We start from the raw sequence: 15,305 nt of genomic DNA on the forward strand, positions 1-15,305 counted from the left end.
GCCAGGGGAACATGCGCTGCGCGCGCACGTTGACCGGGCCTTCACGAGAGGAGGTCCATCATGTCGGTGTGGCTCGAAGTTTTACTCAATTTGTCCGGCTATGCCGGCTTCGTCGCGCTAGCGACCCGCGGCGCCGCGCCCGATGGTGTCTCCGCTGACGAGCGTATCTGTGGCGGCGGGCGCTAGTTCGCGTGCGGCGCCTGGCCTGCCGTGCGCACCAGCCTGTCGGCCTTGACCGCGACCCGCGTGTCCTCAAGCTGCGGCCGCAGCGAGACGCTGATCACCACGAAGGCGAGACAGAACAGCGTACCGACGATGGCGACGCGGCGGTAGGTGTGCCGGTCGCCTTGATAGAAGGACGGTTCTGAAAAAGGTGTCATGGCAGATCGCTTCTTGGCAAAGCCGTTTTTTGGTTGTCTTTGCCAGACACCTACTCCAACCCGCAGCAAGCGCAACGCGATTGGGCTTTTAACCTAACCGAATAGGCTTATCGGCTTTCGCGCAAGTTTTGGTTAGGAGTTGCGCGCGCCGCGAGCGACCGGCTTTGTTCCAGCTTCGACTCCATTTCGTTCTCGAAGAACGAATCGGAATCGAAAAACCGATGCGGAGCAGCTCTTAAAAAGACATGAGGATCGCGCGCGGCGACGAGTCATCGCGAAAGATCGTGAACGCACGCGCGATCCCATGTTGCGATCCCGTTTCGCGTTCACCTGGCGTCATCGCTCTTTGGCGGCGGCACCTGCGGCACCGACGGCTTGCCTTTGCGCAGCCGCGGATGCCTGTCGTACCAGAACACTTTGGCGATCTCGGCGAGAAACCAGCACGCATCCATGTCGCTCTCCCTCGCCCCACTGCATAACGATGGCACGAGGACGGGACTGTGCGAGGAATCACGCAGGCATCGCTGGAGCCGCAACGTCCCGTATCGACACAGAAGCCACGGCTTGTTCTGCATCCGACTCCACTTCGTTCTCAAAGAACGAATCGAAGTCGGAAAAATCGGCGCGAAGCAATTCCTAACGATCGATGAAGCTGCGCAACGCATCGCGCTTGCCGACGGCCGCCCGCCATCGGCGTTCGCCGAGGCTCCTCACGCCGCCCGCTTCGTCTTGCCCTTCTCCGAGAAGCATTCGAGAATCTGGATGCGGAGCTCCTCCGCGGCCGGCCCCTCGACCTTCCTGAGCTGGTTCCAGAGCCTGATCACTTCACGCTGTTTCTCGACGGTCATGAGTCACCTCGCAGAGATTCCAAAGATGAGGGCTCACTAGAACAAAATGAGAACAAAAAGTCCAGTCCCCTGCGCGTGATTTCCCGGGCGATCGCATATGAAGAGAGACGTGGCGGGGAGCTTGCCTGCGGCATCCTTCGCGGCGCCCGCCTGCGGTGGCCCTCACGACGAGGTCGCGCTTTGCCGCGCGATTCTGGATCCTCTATGCGATCGCCCTGCCCCACCTCGCATGGAACGCCTTGCTCCCCCTGCCCGTTACCGGTGCCGAGGGTGGTTCAGATGCCAAGAAAATTCTACGCGGTCGAGGTCGTTCGGCAGATCGAGGAGACGGTCGAGATCATCGTCGAGGCGGCCGACGAGGAGGCGGCGCAAGGCGCGGCGCTCGAGCATCTGAAGGCCCGCGGCGGCGAATATGAATGGCTCAATGCAAAGACGGAATTCATCGTCTGGCGCAAGCGCGCGGTCGAGACACCGGCCATCGTCGACGTGACCGCGTGATGCGATCCCGCGCTTCATGCGCGGAACGAAATGCCCGCATCGGCATTGTCAGGGAGATTTCAGTGGTGCTGGCGGTTGTGCGACGCGACCTTCAGCTTTGAAGAACCCCGCAGCCCCCGCGCGGGGTTTTTCTCTTTTTGGCGGCGGGCGGATGAACCTTTGTCGCGCTGGGGCGTCTTATATCTGAAGCTTCCCCCAGGCTTCACCCCATCAGAAAGCCCCGCTTCCCCCCAGGCGGGGTTTTCGCTTTTTGCGGGCACCGCCCCGCGCGTCTGCGTGCCCCTTGGCATGCAGACGGCGCGCGATCGATCCGGATCAGACCGAGTCCTTGGCAACCTTCAGCGGCGAGGCCTTGACCGACTTGCTCGCCGGCTTGGCCGCGAACTGCATCGGCTCCTTGGTGAAGGGATTGACGCCCATGCGGGCTTCGGTCGCCGGCTTGTTCACGACCGACATTTTCACGAAACCGGGAATGACGAACTCGCCGGACTCGTTGAGCTCCTTGTATCCGACCGTCGCCATGTACTCGATGACCGACTTCACGTCGTTCTTCGACAACTGCGTGCCCTCGGCAATTGCATCGATCAATTGAGTCTTGGTCATCTTCGCCATGTCTGAAGTCCTCTGGATGGGGTGCGCACGCGCTGTGAAATGACGGCCGGGCACGCGACAAAGCCGCGCAGCGCGCTTTGTGGTCGTGCCAACGGTCGGGAAGTCACCGGGCTTAGAACCCATCAAGGCCGAAAACGCAAGCCGCAGTTTGACGGGAGTTCCGGCTGTTTCGCCGCTGGTAGCAGCGTCTGCCGGGGCATCCCGCGCATCGATTCGGCAATGAGTGGAGAGGGTTCTGCCGGTTCGCCGCCAGACAGGATGACGCCCGCATCGCCAAAGCGGGTTCTCTTTCGCAAGCAATTGCTGCATAGTGAGGCATGGCAAAAACAAAAGTGACGTTTAGAGCGGTCCGGATCGCCGATGGCGACTGGAAAATCCTGGCGGACTATCCCGGCAGCGAGCAGCGTGAAATCACGGGATTCACCAGCAAGGCTGATGCCGACGACTGGATGAACGGGGATCGCAAGATCGCGTGGCTCCGCTCGCAGGGTTACGCCAAGTAATCCGCAAAGCGACTTGCAGAATCTTCTGCAAAGTCACCGGTCGAGAGACTCATCAAGTGAAGCAATTGCGGCCAAAGAAAAAGCCCGGAGCGATCCGGGCTTTTTGAGATCAATAAGCGCGGTAATAGCGCGGTCGATAATAGCCCGGCTCGTAGCCATATCCGGGGCCGTAGGCATAACCCGGAGCGTAGACGTGCCGGGGCCTGTAGTAACCATGGCCATAGCCATATCCGTAACCCGGACCGTACGCGCCGTAGGCCCCGGCTGCGAGTGCGCCGGCAGCGATGCCGAGGCCGATTCCGGCTCCACCGAATCCGCGGCCGCCCCTCGCCTCTGCCGGCGCGGCAATGGCGGTCGCTCCGAGCGCTGCGATCGTCGCGGCGATAAGTGCTGCCTTGTTCATACTGGTTCCTTTCGTGATACCAGCATGGCAACGGGCGCCTGTTGGATAGGTTGCTGGCGAAGTCGCCGTTCGACATTAATAAGTGCCCATCAGCGCGGCGAGCCGGTCAAGCCTTCGGCTTGGGCGATTGCTCGCTCACGTCGGTAATGCCGGGCTCGACGATTGCTATCTGAATCCCCTGACACGCGCACCGCATCCCTGCCCCGCACTGGCAGCCGAATTCGCGCGACCATTCCTTGTCGGGATGGTTCTCGCAAACCCAGCCGAGACCGCGACAGATCCTGCAGTCAGGATTTCGCACGCCGTGTCCTTGCCACCCGGTCGCCACGGAGAAACTTCAAACCCTCGATCGTCAGGTTGGAATCGTCTTCGGACTTGTCGGCGAGAAACACCGCAAGGCGCTGGCGGGCGGCGTCGTTCTGCTCGGACGTCAGGTTCACCATCATCCCGTACGCCTGCATGATCTTTTCAATCGTTTCCATGCACACTAACGTCGCGGATGGAACCAGAGTTCCCGTGACGCGGTCGCTGGGACGGCTTTGTTTTGGAACGTCGTCTGGCGCCGGAGCTTGGTCGTCAGGAGGTCACATGACCAAGACATCAGACCACGGGATCACACGCGTCCGCGGAGAAGATCAGCCTGCGGACAAGGAACGAGCCCAATTGGCTCAAAAGATCGAGCTCGGCCACACCCCGCCCCAGCTCAAGCCAGAAGTGGACGACCGGGACTGATGGGCCGGTTCTTGATCGCGATGGTGGGTATCAGCGTCGCGATCATCCTCATGACATATGTGATGTTCGCCGTGTGACACGATCGCGCGGGCCTGCGCCGGATACCGTCACACGCCGTGCGCCTCTGCGGCCGGCTCACGCCGCCAACTCAGGCAGCCTTTCGGCGTTGCTCGACGGCAGCGATAGCCCTGTTGGACAGCATAAGCGTGCGGCTCTCTCCCTTCAGGATCTGGGTCTTGATGCTTCCCAGAAGAATTTCAGCCGTCTGCTGCGGATCGGTGATCTCGCCCGATCGCTCCAGGAAGTCCCAGGCGATCTGAAGTGAGCTCTCGATGATAAGCGGGAGTGGTTCGGTCATGACAGACGAACGCCGCGCCGGCCCGGCTGTTCCTCCCGCTCTCGCTGCGGTCCTTACGTCGGCGCCGTCAATTGCCAGCCATTGATCGCGACAGATCTCATGGGATCAGTTAGTTCGGCGGTCTGATGAACCTGGTCGCACGCCGGGCACGCGAATGCCGGATGTCGAAGCCCGAGGGCCCCGGGGTGATACGCGCCAGCATGGTGGTTGTCTGGCACTTTGGGCACGATGGTCTGCAAAACATCATCATGGTGCTTCGCCCTGACGCAGGCGGAGAGCCCGCTCTCCATCACCGATCGACGCCCGCTGCTGTGCGGTGATGCCGCGATCTTCGATCGGACCCGCATCGCAAGCTGTTTCTTACAGCTCACAATGCGAGGGGGATTGTCCGGTGGACATCAAATCCGGTGCACAATCGATCCAATTGAATGCTTGCGCAAGTCAACGCCGGCCTCGTCAGCGCTTCGTCCGCCTCAGATAGTTCGCGACGTCCTCGGACATGACGCCCTTTTGGGCAACCGCATGCATCAATTCGTCCCGAGTGCAACCGATCTTCTCGCACCAGTACCTGACCTGGTGGTCCTCGCCGAGATCGATACGGGTTTGATCTCGTCTGCCGCGATCGTCGGGCATTGCCCCTCCAATTGTCGTCAACAACTAACGATTGCGGGCCTGTTTGGTTCAGTCGTCACGCAGCGCGGGCACCCGGTCTCATTTACCTGCCCACATCTCATCGTGAAACCTGTGGCCCGGCACGCATTGTTCAGACTTCAGTAACCCAACGGCTCCAAGCTCTCTGTCAGTATCGTTGCGTTGGAGTACCCCACAGTGCTGGATTTTCATGAGCTGCGCGAACTCGCAGCAGACGTTCGCGTGTTTGTCGATGTCGCCGAGGACAAGGCTGGAGCGCTGAGGTCCGTCATCACGGCTTATGATGTCGTGCTGGCGATCTTCCCCTCCGAGGAAGGCATGGGCCTCCACGTCATCAAGGGCGGCGAGATCCTGGACGGGATCGCGAAATCACGGACACATGCGACCTACAGCCACACGGCCATCGCGGTTCCCGACCTGCAACACGCGCAAGCGCTCAAGATTTTGACGGCTCCCATCGAGCAGCGCATCGCAGCCTAGCGACAGACGACGAGGAACGCCCGGCCCTCACACGCATTGTCTCATCTCCAAATAAGGAGATTGCAATGAGCGTTGAAGGCAAAGCCAAGGAAGCCGCCGGCTTCGTCAAGGAAGAGCTGTACGAGCACGGCAAGTCCCCCGAGAGCCAGAAGAAGGCTCAGGAAGGCCGTGACCTCCGCAACGAAGGCCGAGTCGAGGACGGCAAGGCGCCGAAGACGACGAAGCCCGGCACCGGTCACTAGACCGACTTTTCGAAAACCGCCCCTGGCCATGTCAGGGGCGGTTTTTCATGTCGAGATTTTCATGTCTAGGGGTCGGTCAGCGTTGAATCCGGTTCTGATATCCGGCCGCACAACGTGACCTCATCCTGAGGGGCCGCCGCAGGCGGGCGTCTCGAAGGATGCGTTGCAGAAGCAAGCTCCAGCTCCACACGCCGCGCCCTCCCCAACCGTCTCGGCGCGCGCTTCCTCCGATCGTAAACGCACGGCGTCGATTCAACGCACCGTCAGCGCGTCGATGCCGTTCACGCCCAAACCCGACTGGCGCGATGCTCCGGCTGTTGTAAGGTCGGATGTCTTGCGCGAGGGACTGATGAAGATTGCCATTGTTATCGCCGGCCTGGTCATTGTTGTCATTGCCGCCCTCGTGGCGATTCAGCCGGGCTTCCTGAAGCCTGCGTCGCTCACTCTCGTGAAGAAATCCGACATCCTCGGCTTTTCGCCCGGGATGACCTTCGAGGAGACCACCAAGCTCGTCACGCAACGCCGCTACCGCTGCCGCCAGCTTCGCGACTCCCGTACCCTCGAATGCGCCGTCGACGGCGCCCGGGTCACGATCGACAGCGACGACGTCGACGAAAGGCACCCGATCCGGCGCGTCACCGCGGAGCTGAACAATCCGGGCCCGCAAGAGACCGCCGTCAAATCGATCTCCGACCAGTTCAACGCCCAGCCGACCCGGGACGCCCGCGAGGGATGGATCTGGATCGTCGGCCGCGGACTGAAGCTGAGCTACGACGGGACCGCCTTGAGGCTCGTGGACGAGGCTGAGGAGGCAAGGCGCAGCAAGGAAGGCTTGAAGCGGTAGAGCGGCAAACCCACCATCTCACCTTCCAATCCAAGCGCGAGGTTATGCCGTGTGCCCGGGATCGACATTCCCAGGTGTCTTCTTTTCCCGCTGCGGCGTCATCTTGGTGGGGCTTTCTTTTCCCGGCACGCCACGCCGCCCCAGCTGTTGGCGCTGGATATCGTCTTCAGACAGTTCGGGCTCGCGACCATTGATCGGCTCTGTCGGCATATCGTTCTCCTGAAAAGCGCGCGGCCCCAAAGATTGAAGAAACCGCGCGCAGTTGGACGGCGGGAGGAAACCGTCCGGGTCAAGTTGCGATAGTGGTGGCTGTTCCTATGGAACCCTGGCTCCCGACATCCGTTAGCGCGCAAAAGGAGCCCTCATGGACAAAGTCACGCGTTGCCTGCGGTGCGGCAAAAGAACAATCCCGGTGCCCGGCCTTTACGGCAAGACCGAGCTTCAATGCATTGTTTGCGACGGGCTCGATCCTCTGAAAAAGACCAAGCCCATCTCCGAAACAACTCATTAAACAGCTCCTCTCACGCCCTCCCTTCGTCGCCGACCAAACGATACCGTTAAGGCGTGCCTTCAACCCTTCAGTGCTGTGTTCACAGTTAAGGGACGCCCGCCTACCCCTTCGCGGACGGTCACGATTGACGAATGAGGGAGTCCGTGCGCATGAACCCGCCCCTCGCTCAAGGCGTTCTCTCGGGAGAGGAACTCACATGCCCTACGCACTATTTGAAGACGACCAGAAGCTCAGCAAGGAATTCCCCACCGAGGAAGACGTCTGGACTCACGCCGATGAAGCCGGCCTTGTTGACATTGTCGATGGGAAGACAGTCCTGGAAGACGGGTACACCATTCAGCCCTGCCAGCCTGACAATGAGACCGGAATCGCTGTCCCGCCACCCGCGGTATCCTGATTTATCTGACGCCGTCGGCCGGATCGGTTTATGAGCTCCAAGCGAATCCGCACGTCTCAAGTCGTCGACCTGGCCTGCCGCCTGAGAGCACCGAGAACGATGAGAATGGCGAAAGCACTGAGACCATAGGTGAGCGCATTCACGACCCAGCAAATGGCAATCCCGACGAAGGAGGAGCCCCCGGCTGCCCCCCAGAACAAATACGCCGCCGAGATGCCAGGCCCCTCCCACGACAGAACAGCGTAGTCGGTGACCGGCTCCAGGGCGAGCAGCACCGCCGAGATGATCGCCCCGATAGCCAATGCGATGATGAGGTTCGCCTTCACGGAGAGCATCACAAGCCCAACAGCCCGGCGACAACAGGAATGAGGATAAAGGCGGCGAGCCCGAGAAGGCCTCCCACGGCGAACCTCGCCGTGCGGCCGCGGACCTTCGTATCGAGCCACGCGCAAACGGCCAATGCAGCCTGTCTCAGGCACTCACCGACGAGACTTTTGACGAGGTAAAACAACAGTTCTGCGAAGACAGCGGCCATGGCGTTTAGTCGCCACAGCTCCAGCACGGTTCAATTGGGCTAAGGACCATGAACTAGATTGCAGGACTGTGCATTCACCATCCCGTTAGCCCCGCCGCTTCGTCAATGAATGGGCGGCACCGTTAATTGAGTGCACTGTCGCCGTAATCTGTAAATCAACACGGCGAAGCGCCAGTTCACCTAGGCGCGAGCGGTGTGGAAAGTGATGCCGTAGCCATCAGGGTCGCGCGCGACAAAGAAGCGTCCAAATGGGCCGTCGTTAGGCGGGCTGAGGATTGCGCCGCCCTTGTTCACAATCAGATCGTGAAGACCGTTGGCGTCCTCGCAACCAACCCAAAGCGACATGCCTACGCCGAGCGGGCCTGTCTCAGGAAGCGGACGGAGTGGCTCTCGCAGCGCGAGCGAGATCGGCTTGGTTCTGAAAAGCACCGCGCCGGGGGGGCTCTTGGCTTCAGCCTCGAAGCCGAACACATCCTTGTAGAACTTGACCGACGCTTCGAGGTTGCGGACTTGTAGCGCGAGGAAGTCGGGGCCGAAAATCGTTGTCATGGCTGCTTTCCAATGTAATATAAGGCTCCTTATATTTATTATCAGGTCCCTTATATGTCAACGTCAAAAATGGACCCGGATGCCGAGGGTGGCTGGATCGGCTATAGTCTCAAAATTACGCAACACTTGCTGCGACAGAGACTTGACGCCGAGCTCGCTGGGATTGGCATCTCAGCCCCGCAGAACGCGGTCCTGCAGGCAGTTGCCGCAAACCCACGCATTTCCAACGCTACCCTGGCACGCTCCGCGTTCGTAACGCCTCAAACGATGCAGGGGATTCTAGTCAATCTCGAGCGGGCGGGCCTGATCGTGCGCAGCCCTCATGCGGTCCACGGACGGATCATCGTGACCGAGTTGACCAAGGCCGGACGCAAAGCTGTGCAGGCGGGGGCGATTGCGGCCGATACGGTCGAGCGTCAAATGCTCTCGAACCTGAATCCTGAAGAAGCCAAGCTACTTGGCAGCTTACTCCGTCGCTGCGCCAAGGCGCTCGAGAGCGCCGACGACCGTTCCAAAGTCTGAAGAGTTACGGATAGACAGTGCATTCCATTCATTTGACGTCGCCCCTGCCGGCCGCGCAGCTCGGTCAACGCTTCGCGGACACCGTCAATTGAGTGCACCGTAATTCCCAGATGAACTGCCTTCGACCACCGACTCTTCTGGCCCTCAACAGGCGATCAGACAATCAACACTAAACGGCGGCTTGAATGAAAACTGCACTTATCTTCGGCGCCACAGGCTTCATCGGCTCGCATTTGCTGCAAGACCTGTTGAACAGCCCCGACTATTCGCGGGTCATTGCGGTGGTTCGCAAGCCGCTCGCGCTGAACCATCCGAAGCTCACGGTGCTGATCGGCGATCTCGCCTCCCTGCCCGCGCTGAAGCCGCAACTGGTCGCGGACGAGATCTTCATCGCGCTGGGAACGACGCGCAAGCACACGCCCGACGAGGCTGAGTACTACAAGATCGATCATGATTATCCGCTGCGGGCGGCCGAGATCGCCAAGGCAAACGGCGCGCGGTCGGTGTTTCTGGTCACGGCGGTCGGCGCCAACGCCGGCTCCGGCGTGTTCTATGTCAGGACCAAGGGTGAGGTGGAGCGGGACATTCGGGCGCTCAATTTCGACCACACGCATATTTTCCGCCCGTCGATGATCCTGGGCGAGCGCGATGAAGACCGCCCGCGTGAGCGGCTCTTCATCGCGATATGGAGCGTTCTCAATCCGCTGCTCGCTGGCCCAGCCGACCGGTATCGCGGGCTCACCGGCAACGAGATCGCGCACGCCATCGCCAATGCCACACGACATCAAACGGAGAAAGTACGAATCTATCATTGGAAGGAGATGGCCGCACTGCTTCGGACGTGAAGCAATCTGAGCCGAACGGACGGCCTTCACGCACATGTGCCCACGCCCCCTGCCCCTCTTCCCACTTTCCTGCTATCTCCTGTCCCCTGCCGTCCCGGCCCAAAGCAAAACCCCACCGTTCCAGGGAGCCCCACCCATGCGTTACCTCCACACCATGCTGCGCGTGCGCAATCTCGATGTCGCGCTGAAATTCTATGTCGATGCGTTCGGGCTGAAGGAGGTGCGGCGGATCGAGAACGACAAGGGGCGCTTCACGCTCGTCTTCCTGTGCTCGTCGGACGATCTCGAGGCGCTGAAGAAGCAGCCGCAGACGCGTGGAGCGCCGCTGGTCGAGCTCACCTACAATTGGGACGAGGAGACCTATGGCGAGGACCGCTTCTTCGGCCATCTCGCCTATGAGGTCGACGATATCTACGCCACCTGCGACAGACTGATGAAGGCCGGCGTCACCATCAACCGTCCGCCGCGCGACGGCAACATGGCCTTCGTCCGCTCGCCCGACCTGCACTCGATCGAGCTGCTGCAGAAGGGCGAGCCGAAGCCGCCGCAGGAGCCGTGGGCCTCGATGCCGAATACGGGCCACTGGTAGGGTTTTTACGGCAGGAACCACCGCCCGTCCGGCGCGTTCACTCCTCGACAAATGCAACTGAGGAGGACGACATGGGACGTGGATTGTTGTTGTGGATGCTGGGCGTGCCGATTCCGGTGATCCTGCTGCTGTGGCTGTTCTTCGGCCGCTGATCATCGCGCAACGCTGCAATGAAAGCTCCGCCTGTCGGCGGAGCTTTTTGCATGAGGGCGCGCCGCAATCGCGGCTCGCCGCCATCGCCGAATTCCGCTATCACCCGCGCACGATGGACAACGAAAAACGCGCGGGAGAACTGTTATGCCGGACGCCAAACTCACGATCTGGGGCCGCGCCAATTCGGTCAACGTGCAGAAAGTGCTGTGGTGCCTGACCGAGCTCGGCCTTCCCTTCGAGCGCATCGACGCCGGCATGCAATACGGCAAGACCCGCGAGGCCGACTATCTCGCGATGAATCCCAATGCGCGGATCCCGACGCTGGTCGATGGCGATTTCGTGCTGTGGGAGTCCAATTCGATCATGCGCTATCTCTGCCTCGCGCACGGGCGCGGCACGCCGATCTATCCGGAGGCGCCGAAGCTGCGCAGCAGCGTCGACCGCTGGCTCGACTGGACGCTGTCGGCGGTGCAGCCGGTCGACCGCCCGGTGTTCTGGGGCATCGTGCGCACGGCCCCCGCCGAGCGCGACATGGTCCAGGTGCAGAAGGATGCCGATGCGGCCGCCGAGGTCTGGGCGATCGCCGACCGCCTGCTCGCCGCGCGCCGCTTCATCGAGGGCGAGCAGTTCACGCTCGCCGACATCGCCATCGGCTCCTATGCGCGGCGCTGGCTCGGCGTCGAGGGGATCACCCGGCCGGCGCAGCCGCACCTGACGCGCTGGCTCGCCGAGCTCGGCAAGCGCGCCGGATTTGCGCAGTTCGTCGCACCGCCGATGTCGTGACGACCTGGCGCGGCGCAAGCTGCGGTGAGAGCGCGATGAATCGGCGTGCCGGCGCACGCGGATTGCGGCGCCCCCGCACTTGACGGCTACTGTGCATGGGGTTGTTTTCGCGCTTTTTGTTTCAGCCCCGGCCGCGCTCGACCAGCAGCACGCAGATGATCAGCACCAGCGTCACGGCCGCAGTGGCAAGCCGCGCGGTCCAGCTCAGGCCGCGGCCGACCCACCACAGCAGCGCGCAATACATCAGCACGGGGACGACCAGATCGAGCCGCAACAGATCCGGCGGCATGCGGCCTACCGCCTGACCGTGGTCTCGACGCTGATCGAGCCGCCGATCTTGACGCAGGTGCCGGTGCCCTCGACCATGTAGTAGCCACGGCCATAGGAGGCGCAGGCGCCCGCCTTCGCCATGCCGCCTGTGCCCTTCTTCAGCGGCAGCGTCTTGCTGGCCTGCGCCGGCTCGGTGGCCGGCAGGCGCAGGGCCTCGGCAGCCGCTGCGGACGAGGCTAGCAACGAGATGAGGATGAGGGGCGGCGTGCGCATGCCGCCGTTCTAGCCCGGACCGGCGCGCCGCGCCATCCGGGTCCGGGTGCCCCGATCAGATGAACTTGATGCCGGCCGATTTGCCGCGGCGCCAGACCACCTGGCAGCTCTGCCCGGTCCGCGCATCGCGCGCGAACGCCATCCGGATGACGCCCGGCAGCTGGCTGGCGTCGTCGTCCATCGTGATCTTCGCGCCCGAGGCCGAGATGTCCTGGACCAGGCAATGCCGCGCCGCGAACCCGCCGTCGAGCGTGATCCAGGCGTGCTGCGACAGCAGCTTGCGGGCTGCGCGCTTCTTGGGCGGTGGCATCGGCTAAAAATCTCCCGCTCCAGCGCTACGCCGGGGAACCTAAGAAACCGTTGAAATCGCCCCTGGAATGATTCCGGGACAGCTATCCACGGGGCGCAAAAGACCGGTCCCGAACGGCTTGCCGACCGGCCCAAAGGCCACTATACGTTCGCCCGCTGCAGCCGCCGGGCCCGACTCGGACGGCCGGCGGTCGCGCCGCGAAAAGCGGTGGGACCTTGTGTTTGCTCCCTTCGTCTATCGGTTAGGACGCCACCCTTTCACGGTGGAGAGAGCGGTTCGATTCCGCTAGGGAGCGCCAGCATCCGGGCCATCGGATGGCGGGGCGAAATTCGCTGTCCCCGCATGAACCTCCCGGCCCCTCGCCTCCGACCAATGACCGATCGGAAACGGCAGAGGCCCATGGCGCGCCAAAAATCCCCCTCGGAAGGCCAGCTTGGCGTCACCTCGCCGGCGCCGCCGCCATGGATAAAGCGGACGACGCCATACGCGCCCGGGCGGCGCGCCGGAATGCTGGAGCACATGGCACGCGCCCGATCGCTATCTAAGCCGCAGGCCGCGGCTGCGCAGGATCCGTCCCGCATGCACGGCAGGGACATTCTCCACGACGCCTTCGGCTACGTGGTCTTGTTCGGCATCATCGCCCTGCTCGTCCACTCGCGCGTTCCCCTGTACCTCGGCGCCTTCCTGTTCTTCACCGATGGCCAGCGCATCGAAGCTGCGCTTCGAGTGATCGGTATCCGGCTCGAGCCCGACACGCTCGGGCCCGACATCATCAAGGGCTTCGTGTCCCTGTTCGCATGGTTCGCGCTGCTGGCCTCGTTGAGACCCTCCGTCCCGACCTGGCTCGCATCCTGGATTCCGCCGGACACATCATGGTCCACCATTGCCTGCGTCGCCGTCGTGCTCGCCATCGCCGAAGCGTGCGCGGCGCTCGCGATGCGGACGGCACTGCCGTGGTTCGGAGTGCAGATCAGGCCGGACAGCCTGACCGCCGCCGCGATCAAGCTCCTCCTTGCCATTGGCCTGCTCGGCTTGCTGGTGCTGCTCGGATCGCTGTAACCGGCGCGCAATGCCGCGAATTCCGGAACACTACCGGCCGGCCCGTTAGCCGAAAATTTACCCCTGCTATTTGATCGGCGTATCGTTTGCTTAGACGTTGCCCCGCTACGTGTTTCTACGGAAATCATCCGAAACACGATTGGCGCCCAATGTCCGTCGCAGAATTCCTCAGGCAGCGTGCAGTGGAAGTCACCGTGAGCGGCAGCTACTCGCTGCCGCGCTGGTACGACTGCGAGGGCAAGCTGCGCACCTTCGCCTGCCGCACCAAGCGCGTCTCGCCGTTCCGCATGATCGTGGACGTGCCGGTCGTCGGCAAGATCGGCGAGCGCGTGACCTCCTATTTCCAGGACTTCGGCGAATTCCAGTGCACCATCAGCGCGACGCTGAAGGCGGGCTTCCTGATGGAACTCGACATGACGCGGACAAGGCGGGCCTGGATGTCGGAAAAGCTGACCTGGCTCGAGAAAAAGCAGAAGGACGACAGCGTCAAGGAGCTCCGGCGCGATGCACGCTTCGTTCCGCAGGTCTCGCATACCTTCCTGACGCTCGCCGACGGCAGCACCCATCCATGCTTCATCATCGACGTCTCCACGGCGGGCGTCGCCATATCCTGCGAGTATGATCCGCCGGTCGGAACCCCGCTCGCGGTCGGCGCCTGCGTCGGGCGCGTGATCCGCAAATTCGACAGCGGCTTTGCGGTCAAGTTCGCCGAAAAGCAGCAGCGGGACAGCCTCGACCGCCTGATCGTGCGCTCCCCCCTGGCACAGTCGGCCTGAGGCGGTCGAACGGATTTTAACTCTTCTTTAACTAAATACTGGAGGTGGCGGCCCCTGCGCGATAGGGTGTGTCCCAGCACGTCCGCAATCATTGCGGGCCCCGAGCATTGGAAGTCCCGGAATGTCCATCGCTGAGTTCGCCCCGGCCAAGATCTCCCAAAGCACCACCCCCGCCACCAAGCCGCAGCTTCCGCCCGGCGTCGTCACCGAGGGACCGCTCGTCGAAGCCAAGCTGCGCGAGAGCTATCTGTTGCTCGGCATTCTCTATGTCGGCGCGGTCGCGGGCATCGTCTGGGCCGTCACGCAAGGCGTCGGCAAGGTGGAGCTGTTCACGTTCGCCTGGATGTTCGCGCTGACCACGTTCGGCATCGGTGCCGGCATGCACCGCCTGTTCGTCCATCGCAGCTTCCGCACCGGCCCGATCATGCGCGTGTTCTTCTGCGCCATCGCCCAGATGGCGATCCAGGGCTCGATCGCGAAATGGGTCGCCAACCACCGCCGCCACCACCTCTATGCCGACGACGTCGGCGACCCCCACAGCCCGCAATTCGATGGCTTCGGCAATCGGTATGTCAGCGCATTGAAGGGTTTCCTGCACGCCCAGGGCAGCTGGGTGTTCGACCAGGCTACCACCGACAACGAATACTACGCCAAGGACATCCTCGCCGATCCGATCGCGATGTTCTTCGTGCGCACGCGCTGGGTCTGGTACGGGATGTCGGCCGTCTTCATTCCGGGCGTGGTGGGTTACATCTTCGGCGGCGTGCACGGCATGATCGGCTGCGTGCTGTTCTCCGGCCTGCTCCGCGCCTATCTGCTGATCCTCACCAGCCAGCTCACCGGCTCGGTCTGCCACGCCTACGGCTACCGCCGCTTCGAGGTCGAGGACGCCTCGACCAACGAGTTCGTGACCACGATCCTCACCTTCGGGGAGGGCCTTCACAACAACCATCACCGCTTCCCGCGGGACGCCTACATCTCGCACGCCTGGTGGGAGATCGATCTCAACGGCCTGATCATTCTGGGCATGGAGAAGATCGGTCTGGTCCACGACGTCTTCCACGCCTCGCACCGCCAACTGGAGCTGGCGTCCGAAGCGGAGGCACAGGCGGCCACGACGGCGCGCTAAGGCGACAGGCGGCGGCCGTTGTCCGGCCGTCTTGCCTCCGCATCGCCGCCCTA

The 15,305-nt window shown here is 62.4% G+C and carries 30 protein-coding genes and 1 tRNA gene; 16 read left to right on the forward strand and 15 right to left on the reverse strand.

Annotation, left to right across the window (positions count from 1 at the left end):
* The first annotated feature begins 60 nt into the window (after positions 1 to 60).
* Positions 61 to 186, forward strand: coding sequence for a hypothetical protein (locus WHZ77_RS17775; RefSeq protein WP_375309125.1), 126 nt, complete (start codon positions 61 to 63; stop codon positions 184 to 186).
* Here WHZ77_RS17775 and WHZ77_RS17780 read toward each other — a convergent pair.
* From WHZ77_RS17780 to WHZ77_RS17790, 3 genes are all read right to left on the reverse strand, one after another.
* Entirely contained in the window at positions 183 to 380 is a 198-nt protein-coding gene (locus WHZ77_RS17780; RefSeq protein ID WP_151650354.1) for a hypothetical protein, read from the reverse strand. The two genes, WHZ77_RS17775 and WHZ77_RS17780, sit on opposite strands and share 4 nt — an antisense overlap.
* Before the next feature lie 326 nt (positions 381 to 706).
* On the reverse strand, positions 707 to 832 hold the full coding sequence (locus WHZ77_RS17785; protein ID WP_375309126.1) for a hypothetical protein: 126 nt from the start codon (positions 830 to 832) through the stop codon (positions 707 to 709).
* Between the two features lie 258 nt (positions 833 to 1,090).
* Positions 1,091 to 1,228, reverse strand: a complete 138-nt coding sequence (locus WHZ77_RS17790) for a hypothetical protein (protein ID WP_375309127.1) — start codon at positions 1,226 to 1,228, stop codon at positions 1,091 to 1,093.
* Between the two features lie 279 nt (positions 1,229 to 1,507).
* On the opposite strand from WHZ77_RS17790, the gene WHZ77_RS17795 reads away from it, so the two are divergent.
* Positions 1,508 to 1,726, forward strand: a complete 219-nt coding sequence (locus WHZ77_RS17795) for a hypothetical protein (protein ID WP_375309128.1) — start codon at positions 1,508 to 1,510, stop codon at positions 1,724 to 1,726.
* Positions 1,727 to 2,041: 315 nt separating this feature from the next.
* Here WHZ77_RS17795 and WHZ77_RS17800 read toward each other — a convergent pair whose 3' ends face one another.
* Complete coding sequence (locus WHZ77_RS17800) at positions 2,042 to 2,338, reverse strand: HU family DNA-binding protein (protein ID WP_007591377.1); 297 nt, start codon at positions 2,336 to 2,338, stop codon at positions 2,042 to 2,044.
* Positions 2,339 to 2,655: 317 nt separating this feature from the next.
* Between WHZ77_RS17800 and WHZ77_RS17805 the strand changes: the two genes are divergently transcribed.
* Positions 2,656 to 2,841 (forward strand): hypothetical protein, encoded by a 186-nt coding sequence (locus tag WHZ77_RS17805; RefSeq protein WP_015686278.1) that lies wholly within the window; start codon positions 2,656 to 2,658, stop codon positions 2,839 to 2,841.
* 109 nt (positions 2,842 to 2,950) lie between these two features.
* Here WHZ77_RS17805 and WHZ77_RS17810 read toward each other — a convergent pair whose 3' ends face one another.
* Positions 2,951 to 3,244 carry a hypothetical protein gene (locus WHZ77_RS17810; RefSeq protein WP_375309129.1) on the reverse strand — a complete coding sequence of 98 codons (294 nt, stop codon included), beginning with the start codon at positions 3,242 to 3,244 and terminating at the stop codon, positions 2,951 to 2,953.
* A gap of 287 nt (positions 3,245 to 3,531) precedes the next feature.
* Positions 3,532 to 3,726 carry a hypothetical protein gene (locus WHZ77_RS17815; RefSeq protein WP_375309130.1) on the reverse strand — a complete coding sequence of 65 codons (195 nt, stop codon included), beginning with the start codon at positions 3,724 to 3,726 and terminating at the stop codon, positions 3,532 to 3,534.
* Positions 3,727 to 3,832: 106 nt separating this feature from the next.
* Between WHZ77_RS17815 and WHZ77_RS17820 the strand changes: the two genes are divergently transcribed.
* On the forward strand, positions 3,833 to 3,976 hold the full coding sequence (locus WHZ77_RS17820; RefSeq protein WP_375309131.1) for a hypothetical protein: 144 nt from the start codon (positions 3,833 to 3,835) through the stop codon (positions 3,974 to 3,976).
* A gap of 148 nt (positions 3,977 to 4,124) precedes the next feature.
* Here the strand turns inward: WHZ77_RS17820 and WHZ77_RS17825 are convergent, their stop codons facing one another.
* Both WHZ77_RS17825 and WHZ77_RS17830 read right to left on the reverse strand, forming a co-directional pair.
* Positions 4,125 to 4,334: a hypothetical protein gene (locus tag WHZ77_RS17825; RefSeq protein WP_375309132.1), complete on the reverse strand. Its 210-nt coding sequence runs from the start codon at positions 4,332 to 4,334 to the stop codon at positions 4,125 to 4,127.
* Between the two features lie 456 nt (positions 4,335 to 4,790).
* Positions 4,791 to 4,967, reverse strand: coding sequence for a DUF3606 domain-containing protein (locus tag WHZ77_RS17830; protein WP_375309133.1), 177 nt, complete (start codon positions 4,965 to 4,967; stop codon positions 4,791 to 4,793).
* A 195-nt stretch (positions 4,968 to 5,162) separates the two neighbouring features.
* Between WHZ77_RS17830 and WHZ77_RS17835 the strand changes: the two genes are divergently transcribed.
* The 3 genes from WHZ77_RS17835 to WHZ77_RS17845 all read left to right on the forward strand — a co-directional run bounded on the left by WHZ77_RS17835 (position 5,163) and on the right by WHZ77_RS17845 (position 6,551).
* The gene (locus tag WHZ77_RS17835; protein ID WP_375309134.1) at positions 5,163 to 5,465 is read left to right on the forward strand and encodes a hypothetical protein; all 303 of its coding nucleotides are present in this window, start codon (positions 5,163 to 5,165) and stop codon (positions 5,463 to 5,465) included.
* 65 nt (positions 5,466 to 5,530) lie between these two features.
* On the forward strand, positions 5,531 to 5,707 hold the full coding sequence (locus WHZ77_RS17840; protein WP_167527508.1) for a hypothetical protein: 177 nt from the start codon (positions 5,531 to 5,533) through the stop codon (positions 5,705 to 5,707).
* Positions 5,708 to 6,056: 349 nt separating this feature from the next.
* A complete protein-coding gene (locus tag WHZ77_RS17845) occupies positions 6,057 to 6,551 on the forward strand; it encodes a hypothetical protein (RefSeq protein WP_375314753.1) in 495 nt (164 codons plus the stop codon).
* Between the two features lie 42 nt (positions 6,552 to 6,593).
* Here the strand turns inward: WHZ77_RS17845 and WHZ77_RS17850 are convergent, their stop codons facing one another.
* Positions 6,594 to 6,761, reverse strand: coding sequence for a hypothetical protein (locus tag WHZ77_RS17850; RefSeq protein WP_375309135.1), 168 nt, complete (start codon positions 6,759 to 6,761; stop codon positions 6,594 to 6,596).
* 497 nt (positions 6,762 to 7,258) lie between these two features.
* Here WHZ77_RS17850 and WHZ77_RS17855 point away from each other — a divergent pair, with 497 nt between their 5' ends.
* Complete coding sequence (locus tag WHZ77_RS17855; RefSeq protein WP_375309136.1) at positions 7,259 to 7,459, forward strand: hypothetical protein; 201 nt, start codon at positions 7,259 to 7,261, stop codon at positions 7,457 to 7,459.
* A 56-nt stretch (positions 7,460 to 7,515) separates the two neighbouring features.
* On the opposite strand, the gene WHZ77_RS17860 is transcribed toward WHZ77_RS17855, so the two are convergent.
* The 3 genes from WHZ77_RS17860 to WHZ77_RS17870 all read right to left on the reverse strand — a co-directional run bounded on the left by WHZ77_RS17860 (position 7,516) and on the right by WHZ77_RS17870 (position 8,543).
* Positions 7,516 to 7,794 (reverse strand): hypothetical protein, encoded by a 279-nt coding sequence (locus tag WHZ77_RS17860; RefSeq protein WP_375309137.1) that lies wholly within the window; start codon positions 7,792 to 7,794, stop codon positions 7,516 to 7,518.
* The gene (locus WHZ77_RS17865) at positions 7,794 to 7,994 is read right to left on the reverse strand and encodes a hypothetical protein (protein WP_375309138.1); all 201 of its coding nucleotides are present in this window, start codon (positions 7,992 to 7,994) and stop codon (positions 7,794 to 7,796) included. Before WHZ77_RS17865 ends, WHZ77_RS17860 begins: the two co-directional genes overlap by 1 nt.
* 180 nt (positions 7,995 to 8,174) lie before the next feature.
* Positions 8,175 to 8,543 carry a VOC family protein gene (locus tag WHZ77_RS17870; protein ID WP_375309139.1) on the reverse strand — a complete coding sequence of 123 codons (369 nt, stop codon included), beginning with the start codon at positions 8,541 to 8,543 and terminating at the stop codon, positions 8,175 to 8,177.
* A 54-nt stretch (positions 8,544 to 8,597) separates the two neighbouring features.
* Here WHZ77_RS17870 and WHZ77_RS17875 point away from each other — a divergent pair, with 54 nt between their 5' ends.
* From WHZ77_RS17875 to WHZ77_RS17890, 4 genes are all read left to right on the forward strand, one after another.
* Positions 8,598 to 9,065 carry a MarR family winged helix-turn-helix transcriptional regulator gene (locus tag WHZ77_RS17875; protein ID WP_375309140.1) on the forward strand — a complete coding sequence of 156 codons (468 nt, stop codon included), beginning with the start codon at positions 8,598 to 8,600 and terminating at the stop codon, positions 9,063 to 9,065.
* A 185-nt stretch (positions 9,066 to 9,250) separates the two neighbouring features.
* Positions 9,251 to 9,910, forward strand: coding sequence for an oxidoreductase (locus tag WHZ77_RS17880; protein ID WP_375309141.1), 660 nt, complete (start codon positions 9,251 to 9,253; stop codon positions 9,908 to 9,910).
* 136 nt (positions 9,911 to 10,046) lie between these two features.
* Entirely contained in the window at positions 10,047 to 10,499 is a 453-nt protein-coding gene (locus WHZ77_RS17885; protein WP_375309142.1) for a VOC family protein, read from the forward strand.
* 297 nt (positions 10,500 to 10,796) lie between these two features.
* Positions 10,797 to 11,435 (forward strand): glutathione S-transferase family protein, encoded by a 639-nt coding sequence (locus WHZ77_RS17890; RefSeq protein WP_375309143.1) that lies wholly within the window; start codon positions 10,797 to 10,799, stop codon positions 11,433 to 11,435.
* 121 nt (positions 11,436 to 11,556) lie between these two features.
* On the opposite strand, the gene WHZ77_RS17895 is transcribed toward WHZ77_RS17890, so the two are convergent.
* Genes WHZ77_RS17895 through WHZ77_RS17905 form a run of 3 tightly spaced genes read right to left on the reverse strand, consistent with a single transcriptional unit; the run spans position 11,557 to position 12,288 of the window.
* A complete protein-coding gene (locus WHZ77_RS17895) occupies positions 11,557 to 11,724 on the reverse strand; it encodes a hypothetical protein (protein ID WP_375309144.1) in 168 nt (55 codons plus the stop codon).
* Between the two features lie 5 nt (positions 11,725 to 11,729).
* Positions 11,730 to 11,978, reverse strand: coding sequence for a porin (locus tag WHZ77_RS17900; protein WP_375309145.1), 249 nt, complete (start codon positions 11,976 to 11,978; stop codon positions 11,730 to 11,732).
* 55 nt (positions 11,979 to 12,033) lie between these two features.
* A complete protein-coding gene (locus tag WHZ77_RS17905; protein WP_375309146.1) occupies positions 12,034 to 12,288 on the reverse strand; it encodes a PilZ domain-containing protein in 255 nt (84 codons plus the stop codon).
* 223 nt (positions 12,289 to 12,511) lie between these two features.
* On the opposite strand from WHZ77_RS17905, the gene WHZ77_RS17910 reads away from it, so the two are divergent.
* The 4 genes from WHZ77_RS17910 to WHZ77_RS17925 all read left to right on the forward strand — a co-directional run bounded on the left by WHZ77_RS17910 (position 12,512) and on the right by WHZ77_RS17925 (position 15,252).
* Positions 12,512 to 12,586 (forward strand) — tRNA-Glu (locus WHZ77_RS17910).
* Positions 12,587 to 12,687: 101 nt separating this feature from the next.
* On the forward strand, positions 12,688 to 13,347 hold the full coding sequence (locus WHZ77_RS17915) for a hypothetical protein (RefSeq protein WP_375309147.1): 660 nt from the start codon (positions 12,688 to 12,690) through the stop codon (positions 13,345 to 13,347).
* 149 nt (positions 13,348 to 13,496) lie between these two features.
* Positions 13,497 to 14,123 (forward strand): PilZ domain-containing protein, encoded by a 627-nt coding sequence (locus WHZ77_RS17920; RefSeq protein ID WP_375309148.1) that lies wholly within the window; start codon positions 13,497 to 13,499, stop codon positions 14,121 to 14,123.
* 121 nt (positions 14,124 to 14,244) lie between these two features.
* Positions 14,245 to 15,252: an acyl-CoA desaturase gene (locus WHZ77_RS17925; RefSeq protein WP_375309149.1), complete on the forward strand. Its 1,008-nt coding sequence runs from the start codon at positions 14,245 to 14,247 to the stop codon at positions 15,250 to 15,252.
* Positions 15,253 to 15,305: the final 53 nt, after the last annotated feature.

The organism is Bradyrhizobium sp. A5 (assembly GCF_042076515.1).
Lineage (GTDB): Bacteria > Pseudomonadota > Alphaproteobacteria > Rhizobiales > Xanthobacteraceae > Bradyrhizobium > Bradyrhizobium cosmicum.

What these genes read in the sequence shown, in the direction of transcription:
- WHZ77_RS17775 (WP_375309125.1), top strand. Translation starts at nt 61, where the DNA reads ATGTCGGTGTGGCTCGAAGTTTTACTCAATTTGTCCGGCTATGCCGGC.
- WHZ77_RS17780 (WP_151650354.1), bottom strand. Translation starts at nt 380, where the DNA reads ATGACACCTTTTTCAGAACCGTCCTTCTATCAAGGCGACCGGCACACC.
- WHZ77_RS17785 (WP_375309126.1), bottom strand. Translation starts at nt 832, where the DNA reads ATGGATGCGTGCTGGTTTCTCGCCGAGATCGCCAAAGTGTTCTGGTAC.
- WHZ77_RS17790 (WP_375309127.1), bottom strand. Translation starts at nt 1,228, where the DNA reads ATGACCGTCGAGAAACAGCGTGAAGTGATCAGGCTCTGGAACCAGCTC.
- WHZ77_RS17795 (WP_375309128.1), top strand. Translation starts at nt 1,508, where the DNA reads ATGCCAAGAAAATTCTACGCGGTCGAGGTCGTTCGGCAGATCGAGGAG.
- WHZ77_RS17800 (WP_007591377.1), bottom strand. Translation starts at nt 2,338, where the DNA reads ATGGCGAAGATGACCAAGACTCAATTGATCGATGCAATTGCCGAGGGC.
- WHZ77_RS17805 (WP_015686278.1), top strand. Translation starts at nt 2,656, where the DNA reads ATGGCAAAAACAAAAGTGACGTTTAGAGCGGTCCGGATCGCCGATGGC.
- WHZ77_RS17810 (WP_375309129.1), bottom strand. Translation starts at nt 3,244, where the DNA reads ATGAACAAGGCAGCACTTATCGCCGCGACGATCGCAGCGCTCGGAGCG.
- WHZ77_RS17815 (WP_375309130.1), bottom strand. Translation starts at nt 3,726, where the DNA reads ATGGAAACGATTGAAAAGATCATGCAGGCGTACGGGATGATGGTGAAC.
- WHZ77_RS17820 (WP_375309131.1), top strand. Translation starts at nt 3,833, where the DNA reads ATGACCAAGACATCAGACCACGGGATCACACGCGTCCGCGGAGAAGAT.
- WHZ77_RS17825 (WP_375309132.1), bottom strand. Translation starts at nt 4,334, where the DNA reads ATGACCGAACCACTCCCGCTTATCATCGAGAGCTCACTTCAGATCGCC.
- WHZ77_RS17830 (WP_375309133.1), bottom strand. Translation starts at nt 4,967, where the DNA reads ATGCCCGACGATCGCGGCAGACGAGATCAAACCCGTATCGATCTCGGC.
- WHZ77_RS17840 (WP_167527508.1), top strand. Translation starts at nt 5,531, where the DNA reads ATGAGCGTTGAAGGCAAAGCCAAGGAAGCCGCCGGCTTCGTCAAGGAA.
- WHZ77_RS17845 (WP_375314753.1), top strand. Translation starts at nt 6,057, where the DNA reads ATGAAGATTGCCATTGTTATCGCCGGCCTGGTCATTGTTGTCATTGCC.
- WHZ77_RS17850 (WP_375309135.1), bottom strand. Translation starts at nt 6,761, where the DNA reads ATGCCGACAGAGCCGATCAATGGTCGCGAGCCCGAACTGTCTGAAGAC.
- WHZ77_RS17855 (WP_375309136.1), top strand. Translation starts at nt 7,259, where the DNA reads ATGCCCTACGCACTATTTGAAGACGACCAGAAGCTCAGCAAGGAATTC.
- WHZ77_RS17860 (WP_375309137.1), bottom strand. Translation starts at nt 7,794, where the DNA reads ATGCTCTCCGTGAAGGCGAACCTCATCATCGCATTGGCTATCGGGGCG.
- WHZ77_RS17865 (WP_375309138.1), bottom strand. Translation starts at nt 7,994, where the DNA reads ATGGCCGCTGTCTTCGCAGAACTGTTGTTTTACCTCGTCAAAAGTCTC.
- WHZ77_RS17870 (WP_375309139.1), bottom strand. Translation starts at nt 8,543, where the DNA reads ATGACAACGATTTTCGGCCCCGACTTCCTCGCGCTACAAGTCCGCAAC.
- WHZ77_RS17875 (WP_375309140.1), top strand. Translation starts at nt 8,598, where the DNA reads ATGTCAACGTCAAAAATGGACCCGGATGCCGAGGGTGGCTGGATCGGC.
- WHZ77_RS17880 (WP_375309141.1), top strand. Translation starts at nt 9,251, where the DNA reads ATGAAAACTGCACTTATCTTCGGCGCCACAGGCTTCATCGGCTCGCAT.
- WHZ77_RS17885 (WP_375309142.1), top strand. Translation starts at nt 10,047, where the DNA reads ATGCGTTACCTCCACACCATGCTGCGCGTGCGCAATCTCGATGTCGCG.
- WHZ77_RS17890 (WP_375309143.1), top strand. Translation starts at nt 10,797, where the DNA reads ATGCCGGACGCCAAACTCACGATCTGGGGCCGCGCCAATTCGGTCAAC.
- WHZ77_RS17895 (WP_375309144.1), bottom strand. Translation starts at nt 11,724, where the DNA reads ATGCCGCCGGATCTGTTGCGGCTCGATCTGGTCGTCCCCGTGCTGATG.
- WHZ77_RS17900 (WP_375309145.1), bottom strand. Translation starts at nt 11,978, where the DNA reads ATGCGCACGCCGCCCCTCATCCTCATCTCGTTGCTAGCCTCGTCCGCA.
- WHZ77_RS17905 (WP_375309146.1), bottom strand. Translation starts at nt 12,288, where the DNA reads ATGCCACCGCCCAAGAAGCGCGCAGCCCGCAAGCTGCTGTCGCAGCAC.
- WHZ77_RS17915 (WP_375309147.1), top strand. Translation starts at nt 12,688, where the DNA reads ATGGCGCGCCAAAAATCCCCCTCGGAAGGCCAGCTTGGCGTCACCTCG.
- WHZ77_RS17920 (WP_375309148.1), top strand. Translation starts at nt 13,497, where the DNA reads ATGTCCGTCGCAGAATTCCTCAGGCAGCGTGCAGTGGAAGTCACCGTG.
- WHZ77_RS17925 (WP_375309149.1), top strand. Translation starts at nt 14,245, where the DNA reads ATGTCCATCGCTGAGTTCGCCCCGGCCAAGATCTCCCAAAGCACCACC.